18 protein-coding genes are annotated in these 22,171 nt (G+C 69.1%); 7 read left to right on the plus strand and 11 right to left on the minus strand.

All coding sequences use genetic code 11. From position 1 onward, the window contains the following. Window positions 1–380: 380 nt before the first annotated feature. Window positions 381–890 (minus strand): hypothetical protein, encoded by a 510-nt coding sequence (locus ACLQ23_RS20905; protein WP_355627627.1) that lies wholly within the window; start codon window positions 888–890, stop codon window positions 381–383. Window positions 891–1,191: 301 nt separating this feature from the next. Here ACLQ23_RS20905 and ACLQ23_RS20910 point away from each other — a divergent pair, with 301 nt between their 5' ends. Further along, window positions 1,192–2,085, plus strand: coding sequence for a hypothetical protein (locus ACLQ23_RS20910; protein WP_355592049.1), 894 nt, complete (start codon window positions 1,192–1,194; stop codon window positions 2,083–2,085). A gap of 55 nt (window positions 2,086–2,140) precedes the next feature. On the opposite strand, the gene ACLQ23_RS20915 is transcribed toward ACLQ23_RS20910, so the two are convergent. Beyond that, window positions 2,141–5,173 carry a BTAD domain-containing putative transcriptional regulator gene (locus ACLQ23_RS20915; RefSeq protein ID WP_355627630.1) on the minus strand — a complete coding sequence of 1,011 codons (3,033 nt, stop codon included), beginning with the start codon at window positions 5,171–5,173 and terminating at the stop codon, window positions 2,141–2,143. A gap of 289 nt (window positions 5,174–5,462) precedes the next feature. Next, entirely contained in the window at window positions 5,463–5,651 is a 189-nt protein-coding gene (locus ACLQ23_RS20920; protein ID WP_355627633.1) for a hypothetical protein, read from the minus strand. A 189-nt stretch (window positions 5,652–5,840) separates the two neighbouring features. On the opposite strand from ACLQ23_RS20920, the gene ACLQ23_RS20925 reads away from it, so the two are divergent. Beyond that, window positions 5,841–8,150 carry an ATP-binding protein gene (locus ACLQ23_RS20925; protein WP_355627635.1) on the plus strand — a complete coding sequence of 770 codons (2,310 nt, stop codon included), beginning with the start codon at window positions 5,841–5,843 and terminating at the stop codon, window positions 8,148–8,150. An 87-nt stretch (window positions 8,151–8,237) separates the two neighbouring features. Here the strand turns inward: ACLQ23_RS20925 and ACLQ23_RS20930 are convergent, their stop codons facing one another. The 7 genes from ACLQ23_RS20930 to ACLQ23_RS20960 all read right to left on the minus strand — a co-directional run bounded on the left by ACLQ23_RS20930 (window position 8,238) and on the right by ACLQ23_RS20960 (window position 16,697). Beyond that, a complete protein-coding gene (locus ACLQ23_RS20930; protein ID WP_425880967.1) occupies window positions 8,238–9,455 on the minus strand; it encodes an iron-containing alcohol dehydrogenase in 1,218 nt (405 codons plus the stop codon). A 138-nt stretch (window positions 9,456–9,593) separates the two neighbouring features. Continuing rightward, a complete protein-coding gene (locus ACLQ23_RS20935) occupies window positions 9,594–11,054 on the minus strand; it encodes an NAD-dependent succinate-semialdehyde dehydrogenase (RefSeq protein WP_355592044.1) in 1,461 nt (486 codons plus the stop codon). A 133-nt stretch (window positions 11,055–11,187) separates the two neighbouring features. Next, window positions 11,188–12,264 carry an ABC transporter ATP-binding protein gene (locus ACLQ23_RS20940; protein ID WP_425880968.1) on the minus strand — a complete coding sequence of 359 codons (1,077 nt, stop codon included), beginning with the start codon at window positions 12,262–12,264 and terminating at the stop codon, window positions 11,188–11,190. Further along, entirely contained in the window at window positions 12,264–13,331 is a 1,068-nt protein-coding gene (locus ACLQ23_RS20945; RefSeq protein ID WP_425880969.1) for an ABC transporter ATP-binding protein, read from the minus strand. Before ACLQ23_RS20945 ends, ACLQ23_RS20940 begins: the two co-directional genes overlap by 1 nt. Next, the gene (locus tag ACLQ23_RS20950; RefSeq protein ID WP_425735305.1) at window positions 13,331–14,242 is read right to left on the minus strand and encodes a carbohydrate ABC transporter permease; all 912 of its coding nucleotides are present in this window, start codon (window positions 14,240–14,242) and stop codon (window positions 13,331–13,333) included. Before ACLQ23_RS20950 ends, ACLQ23_RS20945 begins: the two co-directional genes overlap by 1 nt. Beyond that, window positions 14,242–15,192 (minus strand): carbohydrate ABC transporter permease, encoded by a 951-nt coding sequence (locus tag ACLQ23_RS20955; protein ID WP_355627649.1) that lies wholly within the window; start codon window positions 15,190–15,192, stop codon window positions 14,242–14,244. The genes ACLQ23_RS20950 and ACLQ23_RS20955 overlap by 1 nt, the downstream gene beginning before the upstream one ends. Further along, window positions 15,189–16,697, minus strand: a complete 1,509-nt coding sequence (locus tag ACLQ23_RS20960) for an extracellular solute-binding protein (RefSeq protein WP_425880970.1) — start codon at window positions 16,695–16,697, stop codon at window positions 15,189–15,191. The genes ACLQ23_RS20955 and ACLQ23_RS20960 overlap by 4 nt, the downstream gene beginning before the upstream one ends. Before the next feature lie 183 nt (window positions 16,698–16,880). Between ACLQ23_RS20960 and ACLQ23_RS20965 the strand changes: the two genes are divergently transcribed. The 4 genes from ACLQ23_RS20965 to ACLQ23_RS20980 all read left to right on the plus strand — a co-directional run bounded on the left by ACLQ23_RS20965 (window position 16,881) and on the right by ACLQ23_RS20980 (window position 20,276). Further along, the gene (locus ACLQ23_RS20965; protein ID WP_355592032.1) at window positions 16,881–17,624 is read left to right on the plus strand and encodes a GntR family transcriptional regulator; all 744 of its coding nucleotides are present in this window, start codon (window positions 16,881–16,883) and stop codon (window positions 17,622–17,624) included. Window positions 17,625–17,712: 88 nt separating this feature from the next. Next, window positions 17,713–18,282 (plus strand): DJ-1/PfpI family protein, encoded by a 570-nt coding sequence (locus ACLQ23_RS20970; RefSeq protein ID WP_355592030.1) that lies wholly within the window; start codon window positions 17,713–17,715, stop codon window positions 18,280–18,282. 19 nt (window positions 18,283–18,301) lie between these two features. Further along, a complete protein-coding gene (locus ACLQ23_RS20975; RefSeq protein WP_425735307.1) occupies window positions 18,302–19,123 on the plus strand; it encodes an alpha/beta fold hydrolase in 822 nt (273 codons plus the stop codon). 379 nt (window positions 19,124–19,502) lie between these two features. After that, complete coding sequence (locus ACLQ23_RS20980) at window positions 19,503–20,276, plus strand: hypothetical protein (RefSeq protein WP_425880971.1); 774 nt, start codon at window positions 19,503–19,505, stop codon at window positions 20,274–20,276. Between the two features lie 358 nt (window positions 20,277–20,634). Here the strand turns inward: ACLQ23_RS20980 and ACLQ23_RS20985 are convergent, their stop codons facing one another. Further along, window positions 20,635–21,039, minus strand: a complete 405-nt coding sequence (locus ACLQ23_RS20985; RefSeq protein ID WP_425880972.1) for a hypothetical protein — start codon at window positions 21,037–21,039, stop codon at window positions 20,635–20,637. Between the two features lie 308 nt (window positions 21,040–21,347). Here ACLQ23_RS20985 and ACLQ23_RS20990 point away from each other — a divergent pair, with 308 nt between their 5' ends. Beyond that, entirely contained in the window at window positions 21,348–21,920 is a 573-nt protein-coding gene (locus ACLQ23_RS20990; RefSeq protein ID WP_355627653.1) for a PQQ-binding-like beta-propeller repeat protein, read from the plus strand. The last annotated feature ends 251 nt before the right edge of the window (window positions 21,921–22,171 follow it).

A 22,171-nucleotide genomic window follows, 5' to 3' on the forward strand; every position in this document is an offset into this window, starting at 1 on the left:
CTTGCTGCCACCAACAGCGGCGCTTCTACTCCAAGCCCCACAAGTCAGACACCGTCACGACTTTGCCGGGGCCCTGCATGCGCAGGGCCAATCCCAGGTGTTGCACCTTGTGCGTGAGTGACCGCTAGGCGAGGTTGTGCAGGGCTTGGGCCACCTCGACGGCGGTGTGATCCACGCGAGCAGGCCGCGGGTTGGCCAAGGTGTACGACGACGAGCAGCCCGCCCGCCATCATGAGTGCCTGCTCGAGGTAGATCTCGCCCGTCAGCGGGACCTATCGACGTTAACGACAGGGGAGTGCCCCTGCTGACGCGTTCGCGGCTGCAGGGGCACTCCCTCGCTTTGGTCGCTGATCACCGACCCGCCCGGGGTCGGGGTACGCCTAGGGCAGCCACCACGGTGCGAGGTACGGCACCGACGCTCCCTCGTCCGAGAAGGACCATCCGCCCGCCGGCGCGCTTTGCAGCTTGACGACGACGTGCGCGATGTACGGCGAGCTGACCGGGGTGAAATCGACGTCGTTGTGCCAGCTCCTCCCGTTCGGGGCGCAGAAGTCCGACGCGGTGTCGGTGTAGGGCACCACCACGCCGTTCTGGTAGGTGATGACCATCTGAACCCGGACACACTCGCCCGAGGCGTTGTTGATGTAGATGCGTCCGAGCAGCCGAGGCTCCCAGGTGCCGTTGACCAGATCCCACTCCAGCCGGCCGTCAGCCTTGGGATCCCCGGAGATGCTGCCCAGGTCGCCGTCGCCGAAGTCGAAGTGTGGCTGGGTGATGGAGAACCGGTCGGTCCGCTTCAACGCAGCCTGCGCCGGGCTCGCCCCGATCAGCCCGAGTGCGCACACCACGGGCAACACCAGGAGCCGGGTCGCCGTTTTGCTGAATCGCATGTCTTCCTCCTCGATCGCGCCGCGGCCGTTGCGCGGCGTTCGTCATCGAGTCTCGGCAGGTGCGTCAGGGTCACGTCACGCTCCGCTCCGGGTGGCGGCTCGGGGCGGGCGCACCATGACGCCACCCTGAGGTCCGACCGGACCATGGATGATGCCCGGTCCCCACTGGGCCGGGACGAAACCCACCCTCGCCAGGCCCGAGTGGCCCGGCGGAATCGGCGGAATCGACCATCGCCGGCCCGCCGGGCCAGCGAGATCGACCAGAGTCTGACCCGGCCGGGTCGGCGAGCGAAGGAGCGATATGCGCACAAGGGACATCGCACGGCGGACTGTGGCAGGCGCGGTCGTTGTCGTGCTGGGTACGGCGGCCGGGACGGCCGCACCGGACCGGCAGGCCCACGCGGGAGGGCTCGCACCGGTACGGGTCGTGGAGGCCAGCGAGAACGACGGGAGCGGGACCAAGGTCGTCACCGCGACCTGCCCGGGGGCGCTATCCGTCTTCGCGGCGGGCGCCCGGATCGTGAACGGCAACGGCGGAGTCGTACTGACCGCGATGGAGCCTGACGCGGAACTCAACACTGTGACAGTCACCGCGACAGCCCGCACGGGGTACGCGGGCGCGTGGTCGGTGGTGGCGTATGCCACGTGCGACGTGTCGACGAGCCCACCGGTGCGGGCGACAGCCACTGTGGAATCGGCGTCAACGGTGGAGGTGAACTGCCCGGGCAGCACACGGTTGTTCGGCACCGGCTTCCGCTTCGAAGGACCGGTGGACCAGACGTACGTCGACGAGGTTGGCTTCGGCCCCGGACTGCGGACGGTGCGGGTGCATGCGGGCGGTGCCGAGCCGGAAAGTCTCACCGCCGTCGGAATCTGCAAGGAGCCCACACAACCGACCGGGCCGCCCGGCGAACGCGTCGAGGCCGCCACCGGGTACGACGGCACGTGGCCGAAGACTGTCGTCACCGAGGAAGCCGGCCCGGACGTCCACGTGTACGGCGTCGGCGCCCGCGTGACCGGCGCGGGACCCTTCTTCCTCAGCGCGCTCGTCCCCAGCCCGGACCTCCGTCAGGCGGGCGCCGAGGCCGTCCGGGCGAGCCAACTGCCGGGGTCGCCCGCCGCCCGGGACGATGCCGAAGGCGACGGCGAAGGCTCGCTCGCCGTAGCTGCCCTGGAATCGGCCGTCTTCCACTGACGGTCGCCGTGAGCCGGCCGGCGACCCCGGTCGGGCGCCGGCATCCCGCGGCCGGTCAACGCCCGCGATCGGGCGCCGGGTCCCGCCGGCCGTTGCCAGCGGCCGGCGGACCCTGACGAACGGCGGCCCGCGGTTGTCGGCCCTGCCCGGCCGGCGCGAGGATGAGCTCGTCCGGCGGGTGCACCCCGATTGCCCGCATCGCCTCGCGGTATCGGGCGAGTGCCCGGCGGGCCTCGCCGTGCTGGCCGGCGGCGACCAGCGCGCGCACCAACGCCCGGTGCGCCGGCTGGTCGTACGGATCCCGTTCGAGGAGCCGCAGCAGGTACGTCACCGCCGCCGCCGGGCCCGCAGTGGCCCGGCTGACCTGGGCCAGCATGCGCAGGAGGCCGAGGTACGCCGCCCGCGCCTCCTCGCGCAGTGGGCCGGACCAGTCGGCGTACGGCTCATCTTCGAACGCGTCGGCGCGGTACTGCCGGTCGGCGGACAGCAGCACAGTCCGCCCCTCCGCCATCGCCCCTCGTTCCAGCAGGCGTCGCGCGTGCGCGACGTGCGCGAGGAACTCCTCGACGTCCACCCGCAACCGGCTGACATCCAACGCGATGCACGCCTGATCGGCGATGAGGAAGTGGTCGGGCGCGAACGTCTTCGTCGGGTCGAACACCCCGCGCACGATCGAGAGCAGGACCGACAGCCGGTGACCGGTGCGATCCGGGTCGTCGTCCGGCCAGAGCAGTTCGCACAGTTCGCCTCGTGGCACCGGCCGGCCACGCCGAGCGACGAGGATACGCACGAGGTCACGCGCCTTGCGGGACTGCCACTGCGAGGCCGGTACCGGGTGACCGTCGAGATGCACCTCGAAGCGGCCGAGGGCCCGGATCACGACCCGCTGGTAGACCGGTCCGGCGCCAGCCGCCCACCCGCCGAAGCTGCTCGCTGTCCGGTCCACCAGAGCGCCGGCAAGGGCGACCTGCTCGCCTGCGAGCAGGCCGGCCAGCCGATCGTCGATGTCGGCCCCGGGCAACCGCCCGAGGAGGACGAGCAGCCGAGCCGCCTCGACCGCCGCACCGGCCCGGGTCCAGATGGCGTACCCCTCGCGCAGCGCCTCGCGGGCCCGTTCGAGGTCCTGCTCGGCGGCGGCCCGCAGCTCCAGCGCGTCGGCCATCCCGGCAAGGTCGCCCTGAACACGTGCGATGCGGGCGGCCTCGTCAGCGAGCACTGTGGCCCGGTCGGGCGCGGCCATCCGGAGCGCGACCCAGCCCTGGGCCAGCAGTGCCGGTACGACGATCTCGTCCCCGACGTCCCGAGCGGCCCGGTCGGCGTGCCCCGCGGCGGCCGGTACGTCGTCGTCCAGTCGCACCAGCGCCAGCCCGGCGAGCGCGGACACCAGGACGTGCACGTTGCCGGTCTCCTCGGTGACCCGGATCGTCTCCTCGTAGGCGGCGCGCGCCTGCTCACGCCAGCCTCGCCGGCGGTACAGCTCACCCAGTCCGAGCAGCGCATGGATGAACCGACGGGAACCCTTCTGCTGGTAGAACCCCAGCGCCGCCTCGTACCGCTGCACCGCCTCGTCGTAACGGCCGAGCATCGCCAGCGCTTCCGCCTCGTTGCTCGTCGCGATCGCGCGCAGGCTCGGGGCGCCGGCCAGCGCGGCGTAGCGGGCCGACCGCTCGGCCATCGTCAACGCCTCGGCGAACCGTCCGGTACGCAGGAACTGGTGGGTGCGGTTGGTGTGGATCCGGGTGAGCAGCAGGACGTCACCGATGCGTTCCGCAATCGGCAACGCCAGGGCGAAGTGCTCCTGGCTGCCCGCGATGTCACCGGCCACACTGAGGCACAGGGCGACGCTGAGGTGGGTCGCGGCCAGCACATCGTCCTGCCCGGCGCTTGTCGCGGCGGCGAGTGCCCGCCGTGCGCATGCGGTCGCGGTCTCGGTGTCGCCGGCCAGCAGGTGCGCGTGTGCGGTCCAGGCGAGCAGCAGCGCCTGATCGGCCAGCGGAGCGGGCCGGGGGAGCGGCCGGTCGAGGATCGCCAGGGCCGACCGGGCGTCACCCCGCTGGTAGTGGATCCGACCCAGCCGCCAGGCCAGGCCGGCGTCCCAGGCCTCCTCGGCGACGGTGTCGTACTCGTGGGTGGCCGCGCCCAGGTCGCTGCTGGTGCGCAGGGCGTCGCCGAGCAGCAGGCGCAGCCGCCGGCTGCGATGCCGCTCCGGCAGCATGCCGACCAGCTCGGTCACCGCGACGGAGCGACCCGCCGCGATCATCCGATCGCCGTACGCTTCGAGCACCCGGGCGCCCGCGGCAAGGTCTCCGGCCCGCAGGTACTCCCGGGCCGCGGCGACCGGCGGCCCGTGCTCGTCGTACCAGACTGCTGCTGCGGCGGCCGTGTCGCGAATCTGATCGGCGGTCGGCGCCCGGCGCCCGTGCCGGGCGGTCTCGACGACGATCGGCACGAAAAGCTCCTCGGGCGCCGGTGCACCTGGCCCGGCCGCGGCCCAGGCCGGCCGGGTCAGCAGGCCGGTGCGGCGCAGCCCGTCGATGATGCGCTGGGCGCCGCGATGGCCGAGCGCGCGGCACAGCCCCACACTCACCGGCGTCAGCGCACCGACCTGACGCAGTAGCCGGTTCGCATCCGCTGGTAGCCCGGCCAGCACCTCGTCGGCGACGTACCGCGCGATCGGCCCACCGGGCTCGCTGAGGATCGGGGCGAGCGGCCCGGGCGGCACCCCACCCAGCCGCAGAGTCTCGGCGGACAGATGGACGAGCGCAGGCCAGCCCCCGGTCGCCTCGTACAACCGGTCGGCAAGGTCCGGTGTGGAGAGGCCGTACTCCTCGGCGATCAGGTCGGCGATCCGTGCCGGGGAGAGCGCAAGGTCGGCCGGGCCCAACTCGGTCCAGAGGCCGCTGCCGAGCAGGCGGGTAGCCGGTGCCGACAGTGGCCACCGCGAGGCGAGGACGACTGTGACGTCGTCCTCCCACCGCCCGACCTCCTTCAACAGAAGGTGCAGCTGCTCCGCCGAGGTCGGCGGCAGGTCGTCGACCACGACCAGGCGGTCGCCGGCCGCGACGGCGTCGGCGACGAGCTGGCGCACTGGTGCGTCGTCCCCCCTGCACCAGCGGGCGCCCGCTCGGGGAAACCAACGGTGCAGCGCGGTGGACTTGCCATAACCGGCGGCGGCCACGACGCAGTAGACCCCCCGCTGATGGCCTGCCCGCAACGGATGCACCGCGTTCCTCCCGGCCGTGCGGCGCGGACGACTGGCGTGCGCCCGCCCGTGGATTAAGGTTCACCGTCGGCGTCGGGGGAGGCAAGACCCCTGTTGGTCGCGTACCCGATCGAGGTTGCGCGCGGACCGGCGGGCGACGGCACCGTCGTCGCGTTCACCGGCGATCGCCGCCGCGACGCCACGGCCGGAACATGTCCCCCACCGCACGAAGGATCGCCGCCTTCTCACGAGGTGGGGCACCCTTCGTCACGATCAGCGCGACGACCACCTTGGCAAACACGGGCAGCCCCACGGCCACGATCGCCACCCATGGGCCGTACGTCAGATACCGCTCAAGGTCCACTGGTCCACCTCGCCGCTTTCCCTGTCGTCGCTCCGCAGTTCTGATCGCACCTTCACGCCCGAGCCGCTCGGTGAGGCTCTGCGGGACAAGCCGGGACACAATCGATGTGGATCGCCTGCTAGGGCGGCTGCCATCGAGACACCACAGAGAAGCTGCAGACACCTGTGGGACGACTGCGAGGTGTACGGAGTGGACCGGGACCCGACGAGCGTGTTGACACCGGCCGACCTCGGCGCGGCGCTTCAGGCGCTCAGGGAGAGAGCTGGCCTCACCACGAGGGAGATGGACGCGCGGACGCGCTTTGGCGATGTGCGGCTGACCCGTACGAAGATCAGCAAGGTGGAGGGCGGTGAGCTGCCGCGCTTGGACTGGCTTCGCGCGTATATCAACGTCTGCGGCGTCGGCACCGGTACGCGTCGCTATCGCGCGTGGGAACACGCCTGGGCCACGGCACGTCAACACGCCACAGCGGGAGCACCGTCACCTGGCACGCAGGGCGGTGTGCTGCCCAGGCAGCTACCGATGGACACCAGCCCTTTTGTCGGTCGACAGGCCGAACTGGACCAGCTCACCGCCCTGTACCGGAGGGCGCGCAACGGAGTAGCGGTCATATCTGCCGTGCATGGCACTGCGGGCATCGGTAAGACTGCGCTCGCGCTGCGCTGGGCGCACACGAACGCACGACAGTTCGCCCATGGCCACCTGTACCTCAACCTGCGCGGGTTCAATGGAGAACCTCCGGTCGCGCCTACCCATGCTGTGCGCGAGCTGCTGGACGGGCTCGGCGTGCCGGCCGAGAGAATACCGGCCAAGTTCGACGCTCAACTCAGCCTGTATCGCAGTGTGGTAGCCGGCAGACGCCTGCTGCTGTTGTTGGACAATGCCGCCACCGCCGAGCAGGTCCGCCCACTGCTGCCCGGCAGCCCGTCGTGCTTCACGATCGTCACCAGCCGCAACCAGCTCACCGGGATCGTCGCCCGTGACAAGGCTCTCCCGCTCAAACTGGACGTTCTTCCTCGCGAGCAGGCGAGACAGCTGCTCGATGACCGCATAGGCCGCGAGCGGCTGGACGCGTTCCCGGAGGCGACCGCCACGCTGCTCACCCTGTGCGGCGGGCTGCCGCTGGCGCTTGTCGTCGCAGCGGCGAGGATCATGCTCGCACCGGACCTCCCACTGGACCGACTCGTCGCGGAGGCTACGGGCGGTGGACCTTCACTACGGGACTTCGAGGTCGACGACGCAGAGTCGGACCTGCCCACCGTCTTCTCCTGGTCCTACCGGGCCCTCGACCCGGATGCCGCGCGGCTGTTCCGATACCTGGGTCTGCTTTCCGGCCCCGACTTCACCGTCGGTGCCGCCGCCAGTCTGACCGGTGCCGAAGCGGGGTTCGCCGACAGGTTGCTGAGGACCTTGGCAGCTCAGCACCTAATCGAGGAGTATTGCCCGGGTCGCTACCGGCTTCACGATCTGCTGCGTGCCTATGCGGACGAGCTGGCCGAGGAGCACGACTCCGCCGCCGACCGTTCCGATGCGCACGATCGGTTGGTCGACTATTACCTCCAGGCCGCTCTCCGTGGTGACCGTCTGTTGGACCCGCTTCGGGAGACCTTCCCGACGCCTGCTCCAGAGGACGGAATCCAGTCGGTCAGGCTCTCCTCGGCCGAGAGCGCGGCCCTGTGGTTCGAGCAGGAGTACGGCAACCTCTCCGCGGTGACCCGACTCGCTGCCGCGCGCGGCCGGCACCGACCGGCGTTCCTTCTGCCGTGGAGCCTGACGACGTTTCTTCACCGGCGCGGGTACTGGCGTGAGTACGCCGACCTGTACCGGTTCGCTGTGGAGGCTGCCGAGCAGATGGGCGATGGGCGCGCACAGGGTGTCGCACTGCGTAATCTCGCTAACGCGCTGGCGCAGCTCGGGGAGTACGACCAGGCGATGACGCACCACCGGCTGGCGGTTGGCTTCTTCCGGAAGGCCGGTGACATCCAGGGCGTCGCCCGCACCGAACGCGCCATGGGGTACGCCAGTGAACAAATGAGGGACTTCCGCGCGGCCGAACAGCATGCCAGTTCTGCCCTGGGTCTCTACCGGGAGATAGCTGACCGAACAGGCGAGGCGCAGGCACTGAATGCGCTGGGCTGGTACCGGGCGCTACAGGGCGACTACGACAGCTCGCTTGAGCACTGCTCACAGGCCCTGGCTCTGTTCGACGAACTCGACGACCGTACCTACCGGGCCCACACCTTGGACAGCATCGGGTACAGCCTTCAACATCTGCAGCGGTACGCCGAGGCGGCACACCACTACCAGCAGGCCATCGCCATCTACGAGGCACTGGGCGATCGGTACTACGAGGCGGAAACCCTGCACCATCTCGGTGACACGGAGGCTGCCGCAGGGAACGCGAGGGCTGCGCTAGTAGCGTGGCAGAAAGCCCTCACCATCTTCGTCGCGATTGACCACCCGAAGGCAGAGCAGGTACGTGCCAAGCTTGCCCGCTGAAATCTGGCCGGCCTGCTTGAGAATGCCGCCGGATGCCCGGCAGCGGCTCGCGCGCTGGGGCCGAGTCCGAACGCGCGATAATCGGAGTCAGGCGTTTCGCGTCCGATCCCCGGTCCAGGCCGCTTCGAGGATCGCTGTCAGGCTGGCGGTGTCGGTCGGCCCCGGATGGTTCTGGATCAAGCGAGTGACGCCACTGGCCATCTCCGCGAAGCGCGGGAGGTCGGCGCGCGCCACGCCGACGTCGGCAAGGGTTCCAGGGATGCCGATGTCGGCAAGGAGCCCGTCGAGCCAGGTGAGGAACGCATCTGCGGCCTCGCGATCCGACGCGTCGGTCACGTCGAGCCCGCACACCTTGGCGAGAATGGCCAGCCGGTCGCTGATGGCGTCCTTGGCAGCGTCCAGCGCGTAGGGCAGCAAGAGTCCGACGCCCAGGCCGTGCGGCGTGTGCGTGGCGGCGCCGATGGGGTACTGGAGAGCGTGCGGGGCTGCGTTACCCGCGTGGGAAAACGCGAGCCCGGCGAGCATGGACCCGTAGGACATGTCGGCGCGCGCGTCCGTGTCGCCTCCGTCCCGGAAGGCACGACGCAGGCTCCGGGCGATCCGTTCCGCCGCCAGGAGCGCGTAGTGGTCGGTGATCGGGTTGCGGCCGAGGAAGACCTGCTCCACCGGGTCGCGTGGCCCGTGGGGCCGGGGTCGCGCGGTGTAGCTCTCCACCGCGTGACAGAACGCGTCGATGCCGGAGTGGGCGGTGACGGTCGCAGGGCAGGTGTAGGTGAGTTCGGGGTCGACGATGGCGAAGTCGGGCACGATGTGGACGCTGGAAACCCCCACCTTCAGCTCGCGGTCCGGGTCGGTCAACACCGAGACGGGTGTGAGCTCGGAGCCGGTGCCTGATGTCGTCGGGACCGCGACGAGAGGGATCGTCGGCCCCGGCACCTTCGACTCGCCGTAGAAGTCGCGTGGCGTCCCACCGTGGCGGCGGATGACGCCGACGATTTTGGCCAGGTCGATCACCGTGCCGCCTCCGATGGCGAGGATCACGTCGGCGTCCACCACTGCGGCGGCGGAGACGGCCAGTGCGACATCGGTGAGTGGCACGTCAGGAGTCGCGTCGGAGAACACCTCGACGGCCTCGACCTTCTCCCGTACGGCGGCCACGATCTCGGCCACGCCCGGCTGTCCCAGAAGAACCTTGTCGGTGACGATGAGGACTCGCGAGCCGCTCTCGGCCACCACCCGTGGGATGTTCTGCGCGACCCCTTCGCCCACTATGAGCTGGCGTGGTCCGCGGACGGTCTCAAGCATGTCGGTGCCTCTCCGAAACGTCGGCGGCGATGTGCGGGGCGGACGTCCGGGTCACCTGCGGGACCCCGACGGAGTCGGCAAGGCTGGCCGCCCGGGTGGCGCAGGTGCGCGCGCCGGACGGCCGGAGCAGCGGGCGGGTCATGGCAGGTCGATCGCCGCGTAGGTGAGGTCGAGGTACTCGAGGATGCCCTCGTGTGACCCCTCCTTGCCGATGCCGGACTGCTTCACGCCTCCGAACGGAGCTGACGGGTCCGAGATCAGACCGCGGTTGACGCCGATCATCCCCGTCTCCAGCCCTTCGGCGAACCGGAGCGCCCGCTGGAGGTCACGGGTGAAGACGTAGCCGACCAGGCCGTACTCGGTGTCGTTGGCCTTCGCCAGCACCTCGTCGTCGGAGGTGAACGAGATGATCGGCGCCACCGGGCCGAAGATCTCCTCCTGCAACATCCGCGCGTCGTCGGGCACGTCGACGAGGACGGTGGGCGGGTAGAAGTGGCCCGGCCCGTCCGGCCGTTCGCCGCCCACCAGGACCCGGGCGCCACGGTCGACAGCGTCGGCCACGAGTTCGTCGATCTTGGTGACCGAGGGGTCGTCGATCAACGCTCCGACGTCCACGCCGTCGTCGAGACCGTGGCCCACCGACAGTGCGCCCATCCGCTCGGCGAAGCGCGCCGTGAACTCCTCGCGCACCGGCTCCTCGACGTAGATCCGGTTGGCCGCGATGCACGACTCGCCGATGTTGCGCATCTTGGCCACCATGGCGCCGTCGACCGCGACGTCCAGGTCGGCGTCCGCGCACACGATCAGGGCCGCGTTGCCGCCCAGTTCCATCGAGGTACGCAGCACGTTGTCAGCGGCCTGCCGGAGCAGCACGCGCCCGACCTCTGTCGAGCCGGTGAACGACAGCTTGCGGGTGCGCCTGTCGGCAAGCAGTGCGGAGACGACCTCGCCGGAACGCTTGGTGGTGATCACGTTGACGACGCCCGGAGGTACGCCGACCTCCTCCATGATGCGGGCCAGCAACAGCATGGTGAGGGGCGTCTGGGCAGCCGGCTTGGTGATCGTCGTGCAGCCCGCGGCCAACGCAGGGGCGACCTTGCGGGCACCCATTGCCAACGGGAAGTTCCAGGGCGTCACGAATACGCACGGTCCGACCGGCTTCGGCACGGTGAGGATGCGGTATCCACCTGCGGGAGCGGTGCTGTAGCGCCCCTCGACGCGTACCGCCTCCTCGCCGAACCACCGGAAGAACTCGGCGCCGTAGGCCACCTCTGCCCGAGCCTCGGCCAGCGGCTTGCCCATCTCGAGCGTTATCAGCCGGGCGATCTCCTCGGATCGCGCGGTCAGTGCCCGGTACGTCGCTGTCAACAACTCCGACCGTTTCCGGGGCGGGGTCGCAGCCCACTGCGCCATCGCCCTGGTCGCCGCGTCCAGAGCGGCGAGCCCGTCGGCGACGCCGGCGTCCGCCACCTCGGCGATGGTCTTGCCGGTGGCCGGGTCCTCGACGGCGAATGTGGCTCCGCTCGCGGCGTTCCGCCAGGCGTCGCCGATCCGGAGCCGCCGGTGCTCGGGGGCCAGGACGTTCATCGGGTCACTCATTGCGCCGCCTCCTTTGCTCTTCGTGGTGATGTGCAGGCGACGCACCGCGCCACCGATCGCCTTCTGACCGGTGACGGTTCGCGAGGCCGGATTGCCATGTGCGGGCGCAATGGCGCCGTCGCTGCCGGCGCGGCTACCGCCCGGCCTCCGACAGCGACAGCCCGGTGTCCGCATCGAACAAGTGCGCGCGGTCCAGGTCGACAGTCACCGACAGCCGCTCGCCCGGCGTACCGGCGACGGTGGGTCGTGCCTTGACCTTGAGGATCGCCGTCCCCACTCGGACGTCGACCACCGTTCGGTCACCGAGCGGTTCGAGCCCGTAGAGCTCCCCCGACAACGACGCGTCCCCACGCTGCTCGACGGACAGATCCTCCGCGCGCAGGCCCAGCAGCAGCGCACGACCGTCCTCGGCAGTGGTCCAGCGGGGCCGTGGCAGCGTCCAGCCTCCCGCGCCGACCAGACGATCCCCCTCGGCGTGGCAGGGGAGCAGGCTGATCGGCGGACTCCCGACGAACCCTGCGACCCACTTGTTGGCGGGACGCTCGTACACCTCGGTCGGCGTTCCGACCTGCTGCACCTTCCCCTCCTTGAGAACGGCGACCTGGTCGGCCATCGACAGGGCCTCGACCTGGTCGTTCGTCACGTAGATGAAGGTTGCTCCGAGGCTCCGGTGAATGCGGGTCAGCTCGGTGCGCATCTCGACGCGGAGCTTGAGGTCGAGGTTCGTCAGCGGCTCGTCCATGAGGAACGCGCGCGGGCGACGGACCAGCGCCCGGGCCAGGGCGACACGTTGCATCTCGCCGCCCGACAACTGCGCGGGACGACGCTGCAGCAGACGTTCGATGTGCAGCAGGCTCGACATCTGCTCGACGGCAGCGGCGATCTCGCTCGAGGAGCAGCGGCGTGCCCGCAGCGGCGAGGCGATGTTCTCGTACACCGTGTGTCGCGGGTAGAGAGCGTAGCTCTGGAAGACCATTGCCAGGTCGCGTGCGGCAGGGGCGTCACCTGTCGCGTCCCTGCCGTCCAGATGCACCGACCCCGCGTCGAGCTTCTCCAGGCCGGCGATCGCTCGCAGGGTCGTCGTCTTGCCTGCCCCGGAGGGCCCGAGCACGACGAAGAACGAGCCGTCCGGCACATCGCACGTCACCCCGTCCAGGGCCTGGACTTTTCCGAAGGACTTACGCAGCCCTTGCACTGCCACGGTTCCCATCAGGCCACCAGCTCTTCCGTGCTCACGTCGTAGACCGCCGGGGTCCCGCCGGTGTGCCGCAGCCCGACCTGTGCGTCAGTGGCGAAGCGGACAGTCGGAGGCATCCGAACCCGTACGTCGCGCTGCCCGCTGTGGTCGACCACGTAGATGATCTCGTCGCCCAGCCACTCCGCCGAGACCACGCGGGCCGGGACCGCGCGATCCGCCCCTGGCGCGGTGACCTCCAGCGCCTCCGGCCGGACGCCCGCCACCAGTTGACGGTCGCGCGGTACGCCCGGCGGTGGCGTGAGGACCAGTCCGCCCTGACCGCGCAGCTTCCCGTCGGCCACCTCCACATCGATCAAATTCATCGGCGGTGAGCCGATGAACGCGGCGCAGAAAAGACTCGCCGGACGGTCGTAGACCTCCAGCGGCGTGCCGATCTGCTCGACGCGACCCTTGTTGAGGATGGCGATCCGGTGACCGAGCGACATCGCCTCGACCTGGTCGTGGGTGACGTAGACCATCGTCGCTCCCAGTTCCCCCTGCAGGTGCTTGATCTCCGTGCGCATGTCCGCCCGCAGCTCCGCGTCCAGATTGGTGAGAGGTTCGTCCATGAGGAAGGCGCGCGGCCGTCGTACCAGGGCACGAGCGAGCGCGACGCGCTGCTGCTCCCCGCCGGACAGCTGGCGCGGTCGCCGGTTCAGCAGCGGTCCGAGGCGCATCAGCCGGGCGGCCTCGTCGACCCGCTTGTGCACCTCCGACTTGGGCAGTCCCTCGGCCCGCAGTGGGAACGCCAGGTTGTCGCGGGTCCTCAGATGCGGATAGAGCGCGTAGAACTGGAACACCATGGCGATGTCGCGCTCTGCGGGCGGCAGGTCGTTCACCAGCGTGTCGCCGATGCGGATGTCGCCCGTCGTCTGCCTCTCCAGACCGGCTATGGCCCGCAACGTCGTCGTCTTGCCGCAACCCGAAGGGCCGAGCATCACGAACAGCTCGCCGTCGTCGATGGACAGGTCCACGCGATCAACCGCGACCGTTCCGTCCGGGTAGCGCTTGTGCAGCGCGGTGACCTCGATGCCTGCCATCAGCGTCGCACCGCCCCGAGCGTCACACCGGCGACGAGGTGCTTGCGCACCAGGTACGCGAAGACGAGCACCGGTAGGGCGAACACCACGGAGGCGGCGGCCACGAGACCCCAGTCCACTGTGGTGCCACCGATGAGACCGGCGATGGCGGGTGGGGCCGTCCGGACGTCGTCGCTGGAGGTGAGGAAGATGGCGAACACGAACTCGTTCCACGAGAAGATGAGTGCGAAGACCGCTGTCGCGGCGATGCCGGGTAGGAGCAGGGGAAGGGTGTATTTCCAGAACGCCTGCAAGCGGGTGTAGCCGTCGAGCATGGCGGCATCCTCGTACTCCGCTGGCACCTCGTCGACGAATCCCTTCATCATCCAGATCGTGAACGGGACGTTGAACGCGGTGTAGATGAGGATCAGGCCGAGCTTGCTGTCGATGAGTCCGACCTGCCGGTACATGAGGAAGATCGGGACCACGACCACCACGGGCGGCATGAAGCGGGTGGACAGGATGAAGAACAGTTGGTCCTTCTTGGCCTTCACACCGAAGCGTGAGTAGGCCCAGGCCGCCGGGACCCCAAGCACCGTGGCAAGCACCGTGGAGATCCCGGCGACCACGACGGAGTTGAGGAACGCGACGGACAGGGCCGAGCGACCGCCACCGGGGGCGACGAACACGTCCTTGAAGTGGTCCATGGTGACCGTGAAGCCGAAGAACTTGGCCGGAATGGCGTAGACGTCCCGGTTCTCCTTGATGGATGTCTCGATCATCCAGAGCACCGGGAAGAGCATCACGACGGCCAGGACGATCAGCAGCACGATCTCCAGCGCGGAGCGGCCCCGGCCGCCACTGCGGCGTGCGGGCGGCGTGCGATCCGGGGCAGGACCCGTGGACACGGCCTCGTCGACGGAGACTGCCATCAGTCCTCCTTGAGCTTGTTCAGATAGCGCAGGTAGAGCTGCGTGAGGACGATGACGACGAGGACCATGAGAATTCCGTACGCCGAGGCGGTTCCGGTGTTGAAGCCCAGGAACGCGACCTTGTAGACGTGGAACGACAGCGTCTCGGTGGAGACACCCGGACCGCCGCTGGTGAGGATGTAGACGAGGTCGAACAGCCGGAACGCTTCGATGGCCCGGAACATCACGGCGATGAGCAGCAACGGCCACACCAGCGGAAGAGTGATGGTGCGGAACTTGAACCACTCGGACGCCCGGTCGATCGAGGCGGCCTCGTACAGGTACTTCGGTACCGCGGTGAGGCCCGCGAGGGCGATCAGCATGATGAACGGCGTCCACTGCCAGGTGTCGACCACGATCAGGGACACCAGTGCGGTCCGCTGCCGGGTGAGCCACTCCACCTGCCCCAGGCCGAGCGAGCCCAGCATGCTGTTGACCACGCCGAACTGCGCGTCGAGCATGAACTTCCAGAACAGCCCGACCACGACCGGTGACAGCATCATCGGCACCAGGAACAGGGTGGTCAGCGCTCCCCGCCCGCGCGTACGCCGTGAGATCAGGTAGGCGATGCCGAAACCGAGCACGGTCTGCAGACCGACCGCGCCGATCACGTAGATCAACGTCGTGAGGGCCCGCTGGTGGACCTGCGCCGACGTCAGGATGGCCGTGTAGTTCCCGAATCCGACGAAGTTGGCGGGCCCCCCGCGGGTAGCCGAGTAGTCGGTGAAGGACAGGTACAACGCCCACAGCAACGGGAACACCGACATGGCGAGCAACAGCAGCAATGCGGGGGAGATGAAGGCCACGGCAAGCCCGCGGTCGCTCAGCCGGCGGGACCGGCCCGGTGCAGGTGGCGTCGCGGACGCCACCTGCCCGGGCTGGTCGGTCGTCAGAGGGACGGGATCGCTCACAGCCCGCCGCCGCCCTTGCGGCCGCTGGAGTCGAGCACGCCCTGCTGTTCCTTGGCGATGTCGTCGAGCGCATCCTTCGGCTTCTTCGCGCCGTTGAGCGCCGCGTTCACGTTGGTGTTCTCGATGTCGACGAGGCGCGCGTACTCAGGCACGTTCCACATGTCCCGCATCCGCGGAACCGAGTCGGCGTACACCTGGTTGAACGGCCCGGCGTTGAGGAACTCAGGCGACTGAAGGGCGTCCGTACGCGATGGCACGCCACCGGCCGCGGCCCACTTTTTCTGGATATCGGCCCGCTGGAACCACTTCATGAAGTTCAGGGCCTCCGCCTGGTTCGCCTTCGCCGAGTAGGCCGACACGTGCATTCCCATGCCGCCGAGAGGGACCAGGTTCGTCTTCTGGCTCGGGAGGGTGGCGAAACCCAGCTTGTCGAGAATCTGCTCACGAGAAGTGCCGAGCGTCGACTGCTTCGGATCGAGCAGGCCGCCGCTCGCGGCGATCCAGTTGAACGCGATGCAGGCCTTGCCCTGGGCGACCGCCGCGTTCACCTCGTCGATGAACCAGTTGCCGGAGCCCTTGGCGGTCAGCGGCTTCATCTTGTTGACCAGGACGTCCATCGCCTCCTGGCCCGCAGCGTCGTTGAGGACGCCCTCGATCTTGCGCGTCTTGGGGTCCCAGAGGTTGCCGCCGTAGACGCCGTTTACCGTGTTGTAGGTGACGGCCGCGGCGTCGGAGCCGTTGGCCTGGTGGAAAGCCAGCCCGCTGACACCGGGGTTGTCCGCCTGGCACTTCTCGGCCACTGAGATCATCTGGTCCCAGGTCTGCGGTGGCTTGTCGCCGATCAGGTCCTTGCGGTAGATCATCGTCCAGGTGTCACCGAGCAGCGGCAGCCCGTACAGGCTGGCGTTCTCGTCACGCTTACCGGTCTCCGCCTGGGGGAACTGGCCGTATGCGGCCAGGAGGTACGGGTTGTAGGCGTTGACGTCGATGTTGCCCTTGACGAAGTCGGTGAGGTCGAGGATGTTGCCGTTCGTCACGGCCTCACCGATGTGTTGCGAGTCCAGGATCGCGATGTCGAAGTCGGTCTTGCGCGCGGCGAACTGGGTGAACATCGCGTCGTGCCAGTTCGCGTTCGGCACGGTGTTGACCTTGATGGTCGCGTTCGGCCGTTCCTTCTTGTACTCCGCGTTCGCGAAGTCTTCCAAGGCGTGGGCGGGCGGCCAGTCGAACCAGATGAAGCTGAGGGTCAGCGGGTCCTTCGTGAGTTCCGGGATGGTCGCCGGTGCCTTGGGGGCGCTCGCCTTCCCGCCGTCGTCCTCGTCACCGCCGCACGCTGCCACTGTCGTGGCCAGCAGCAGCATGGCCGCTGCCGCCAACTGCACCTTTCGTCTGGGAGTAGCCGATCGCCCTATTCGCTTCGGGTATCGCATCGTCTGGCCTGCTTTCTGGGTGGGGACTTCTAGGGCCTCGCTATGTGCTTCGTCGAGCAGTTGCTGGGTTGCCATGGCGCGCGTTGCCGGGCGGTCGCGAGGGCCGACCTGCGGCCCGGCGTCACGAGTACGCCGCGATGTGGAGGATGATCATCCGCCACTTTTCCTATACGATCCGGTTGGGGGCGTCAGCATGTCGCAGCGTTGTAACTGATGTCAATAGGTTCCCGAAGGCGCACGAGAGGACCTCAGGTCACGATGGACGACGAAGCGATGATCACGCGGGGCCGTAGGGCCGCGACGGACGGAATGCCGTCGGGAAGAGCTCGCGGCCGGCTTGCTGACGAGGTGTACGACACGCTGCTCGAACAGCTGATGTCGCTACGGATCGAGCCTGGCTCCCGCGTCACGATCGACGTCCTGGCGCGAGAGCTGGGGGTCTCGCAGACGCCGATCCGAGACGCTCTGAACCGCATGGAGGCCGAGGGTCTTGTCGTTCGCGTGCCGCACGCCGGCTACCGCATTCCGCCCCAGATCACCCGCCACCGATTCGAGGACATGCTCGAGGTCCGACTGCTGCTCGAGCCGGCGGCGGCACGCCGATCCGCCGAGCGCGCATCGTCGGAGCAGGTGGCCGGTCTGCGACGAATGCTGGAGGAGATGGCGGAGTTGGAGGGAGGCAGCGGGCCCACCGCCTATGGCGCCTTCGGGCTACGCGACGCCGCTTTTCACGATCTTGTCGCCCTGAGCGCGGAGAACCAGGTCATCCGTGAAGCGCTCGCCCGCCTGCACAGCCACGTGCACCTCTTCCGGCTGCACCGCGACGCCCAGGTCACTCACCTGGCAATGGCCGAGCACGAGGACATCGTGGCGGCGATCGCCGCGCGCGATCCCGATGCCGCCGCGTACGCGATGCGACGGCACATCCTGCGCTCCGGCGAGCGTTTCCGTCGGTTGTTCGAGGAGGTCAAGGATGCGGACGCGATGGCGGTAGAGGCTTGACGGTGGAGATGGGCCGGGGAATGCTTGCTCAACCGGATCGGATCGGATTGGATCTACCTCACCCACCACCAAATGCGAGGAGAAGCAGGTGCCCAGAGCGCTGCTCCTGACCGGCGACGCCGCCGAGGAACTCGACACCATGTATCCCTACTACCGCGTGCAGGAGGGCGGCTGGGACGTCGACGTCTCGTCCCGGACGATGCGTGACGTGCAACTGGTCATCCACGAGTTCGACCCCAACTCCGACGCCTACGTGGAGAAGAACGGCCGGAAGCTGCCTGTCGACGTGCCCTGGGCCGAGGTCGACGTCGAGCGCTACGACGCCCTCATCATTCCCGGGGGCCGTGCCCCCGAGTGGATCCGGGTCGACGCCGACGTCAGGCGCATCACCGAGCACTTCTTCGCCCGCAACCTCCCCATCGCGCTGGTGTGCCACGGCGCGCAGGTCCCTGCGGTGTACGGGCTGTTGAAGGGTCGCAAGACGGCGTGCTTCCCGCCCATCACCGGCGACATGGAGAACGCGGGCGCGACGGTCATCGACGCTCCCGACGTCGTGGACGGCAACCTCGTCTCCTGCCGGGGATGGCCCGACATGCCGCAGTTCGGCAGGGCGATGATGGAGGTCTTCTCGAAGTCCCTCAACTCCGCGGCGGCATGAGCGCACCCGGCCTAACCCGGTGACACCACTTCGGACGGTCACAGTCGACGGTTCCCCCGTCCACGTCCTGGAAAGCGGCACCGGACCCGCGGTGCTGATGCTGCACGGCTCCGGACCCGGCACGACCGGGTCCGGAGCCTGGGCAACGACCATGCAGGCGCTGGGCGAGTCCTGGCACCTGGTGGCCCCTGACCAGGCGGGGTTCGGCCGTACACCTGTCCCGGCAGGCGCCAAGGGCGGGCTCCGACTGTGGACGGAGCAGGCCGCGGGCCTGATGGATGCCCTCGGTATCGACAACTACGCAGTGGTGGGTCACTCGATGGGCGGCGCCGTAGCGCTGGCGTTGGCGGCCGCGCGCCCCCAGCAGGTCACCAGTGTCGTGGCGGTCTCGACGATGGGCGCCCCCGGAGCACCGCTGTCCGCCGATCTCGACGCGATCTGGGCCGCCCCCGCCGGCCCGCTCGGGGCACGGGACATGCTGAGTCGGCTCCTTTTCGACCAGGCGCTCGTGACCGAATCGGCAGTCGATGCCCGAGCGGCCGCGATGCGGGCGGGGGCGACCGCATTCGCGTCGTTGTTCCCTCCGCCCAGGACACGATGGGCCGACAAACTCGCCCTCTCGGCGCAGCAACTGGCAGCGATCCGCGTGCCCGTGCTGCTCGTGCACGGCGCCCAGGACCGGGTCACCCCGCTCGGGACGGCAGCACAGCCCCTGCTCGAATACCTGGCCGATGTCCGTCTGCACGTGTTCGGCCGATGCGGGCACGTGCCCGCGATCGAGCACCCGCACGAGTTCAGGCAACTACTGTCGTGCTTCCTCCGCCCGGACCGAGGTCACTGACGTCTACCGGCCACTCCCAGCGACGAACGTCGATGTTGCCCGAACGGTTGCGGGTGTGCTGGAATGGCGAACATCGCTGCAGCGCGGAGGCAACCGCGCTGGGAACGGTCAGCGCGGGAGCATCGCAATGCTGGCAGAGCGCCGCTTCGGCGGACGCGCGCCGCACCGCCGAACCATCTCCACGACGACGTGCAGGTGTCCGCCGTACGTCTCGTGTTCCCACGACACCGAGTCGTTCGACCTCTGGTACGCCGGAGGCGTCCGATGCGTCGACCCGACGCACCTGAACCGGTGACGAGTGAGCAGCGATCGCGATGTCCGACAGCACTGATCCGGTCCCTGCCCGCGCGGTAGGGACCCCACGCCATGAAGGATGACCATGCGCCGTTTCCTCGCGGTGTTCTCCGCCGCCCTGATCCTCGGCACCACAGCCGGCAGCGTCCCCGCCGGCGCGTCGGGTGCCTCCCACCGCTCGTGCACCCGTGCCCTGCTCTTCTGCGAAGACTTCGAGCGTTTGCCGCGAGGTGGCGCCAGTACGTTGGACTGGGGCGTCGACACCCGCAACGGCACGCTCACCGTCGAGCGTGCACGCCACGGCAACCAGGTGTTGCACGTGCACACTGTCGACAACGGCCGGGCCTTCCTGCGCGTCGACGATTTCGCCGCGCCGGGCAACCGCTTCTACGGCCGGATGCGCCTGCGCGTCGATGAGTTCCCCACCGCCCCCGACTGGGCGCACTTCACGCTTGTGGAGGCGACAGGCACCGGCAGTTCGGAGGTCGTCCGTCCGGTCGGCGGCCAGTACGCGCCCACAGTCCCCGGCATCTTCTGGGGCGTGGGCGCCGACGGTGGCCCGACCGGCGACTGGACCAACTGGCGGGAGTCGGCACCCGTGGTCGAGGACACCTGGCAGTGCTTCGAGTGGCAACTCGACCCGAAAGACAACCGCGTCGTGGTGTGGATCGACGGGGTGGCGAACCCGGAGCTGACCGCCTCCACCACGCAACACGGCGGCAACGACGTGCCGTTCATCCTGCCGACGGTGAACACCGTGAAGATCGGCTGGCAGCTCTACCAGGGCGGCACCACGCCGGGCGAGTTCGACATCTGGATCGACGACATCGCTCTGTCCACAAAGCGGCTCGGCTGCTGACGTCGTTCGTCGCGTTCCACCGCGTGCTCTCACCGGGCCCAGGCCCCCGCCGACAGCGCGCCCACCCAGCCACCAGTAGGCGGCCGGGACGGTCCCGACCGAGGCGTACCTCCCGCGACCACAGCGGTCGCGGGAGGTACGCCTACACCGGCTTCCAGACCGGAGAGTGCACACCCACCCGGAAATCAGGCAACACAACCCATCCCCGGTACGGCCGGACAGCGCCGCACCGATCCCGCCATCCTGATTGCCGACGCGGTTCGACCGGCCTTGCTCCAGGCTTGTGGAGGCGTTGTTCGCGGACGTGAGCGCCTGAGATCGACCTCGTCGAGGTTTGCCGATCACAAGGTTGCCTAGTTCATGGGTGGGTGACTGCGCGTCGGCTGGTCCCGCCGTAGAGATGCACGCGCTGGTCGGCATCGTGGTCCGGCTGGCCGCGCACGAAGCGGTCAGGGGTCACTCGGCCGTAGCTGACATGGACCAGCCAGTCCTCGTAGTACCAGCTCGGGCTGCACGCGCAGCCGGTGAACCGGAAGTTGGCCCGGTAGCGGCCAACCTGCCCTCGGGTCAGCGTGAACAGGCGAGCTGGCGCGTACGGGCGCGGATAGGCCGCCGAACCGGACAGCCGGTCGACGGTGACCGCCGCTTCGTCACGGCCCAGCCGGAGGCCGATGTCGATGGCCTGCCTGACGCCTCCGGCGAGCACCTTGCCCTGGGGTTGGTAGTTGACCGCCTCGTCGGCAAGGACCTCATGGACCACCACGTCGGTATCCGGCAGTGATTGAGGCAGGACCACCGCCTGGTCGAGGCCGCGACGGGCGTTCGCGGCCGGCGCACCCCGTGCCGCAGCCGTCCACCGCACACGAACCCGCTGGATGACGATCACACCTCAGCTTCACCCGCGCGAGTCCCATGCGCCAGCCGGTATCCGCACCCACTGCAGTCCGCTCGTGGCCGTGGCCGGCAACGCCAGGGTTGCGAGTGCCGGTCGCCGGCGTCATGCGTCGCCGTCGCCAGTGGGATGCCGTCGACGGTACGGCGGACCGGGACCTGGTGCGCGACACTGGGCTAGTGGATCACGCGTTGCAGGTGCTCTGGTCGCGGCTCCTGCACCTGCGCTCGAACGAGTCGACGTTGGCGGGTTCGCCCGGTGCCCTTGTCGTGGCGGAGCGGCACTCCCGTCTGGTCCGACTGGACCCCGAGACCGGAGCTTCCTTGTGGGACCAGGCCGTTGAGGACTGCTGGGGCACCACCGCCGTCGCGGGGGAATGCTGTCTCTATCTGAGTCAGGCCGGTGTCCTGCATTGCTTCGACATGCACACCGGGCAGCGGAGGTGGTCGACGCCGGACCTGAGCTTGCGCCACCACGTCAGCGTTGCCGGATCTGTCGTTCTCCTGGGCGGGTGGCGCGGTTACCGCGGGCTGACGCGGCTCGACCTGACGAACGGCCAGCCTCTGCCGGGCCGGATTCCGGGGCTCACGCCAGGCAGCAGCCTGGCATGGCCGTTGCCCGTCCGCTGGGACCTGCCGAGCGGCTCCACGGCCGATACGTTCCTCGTCGCGGCTGCTGACCAGGCGGCCCTGCTGCTGGTGGACGCTCAGACCGGCGTCACCACAGGAACTGCCCAGGTCGGAGAACCGTGAATTCTTCATCGTCCACGAGTTAGACGACGCAGGGGGGAGCGCGAGGTTCACGGACCCGCGGTAGTCGAACATGGCGGCGCGGAACGGGCGATGTCACCGCGTCGGACATCCGGCCTGCGGTCGACGGCCGGAGCCGCCGGACCCACCGCCGGTTGCCCTGCCCCAGAACCGATGACTGTCGCGTTGAACCGTCGTGACCCCGGCTCGTATTACAGGACCGGAACGGCAGGATGTGGATGGACCGAGGGTAC

Origin of the sequence: Micromonospora sp. DT41, assembly GCF_049841715.1 — a bacterium.
Classification (GTDB): Bacteria; Actinomycetota; Actinomycetes; order Mycobacteriales; family Micromonosporaceae; genus Micromonospora; species Micromonospora profundi.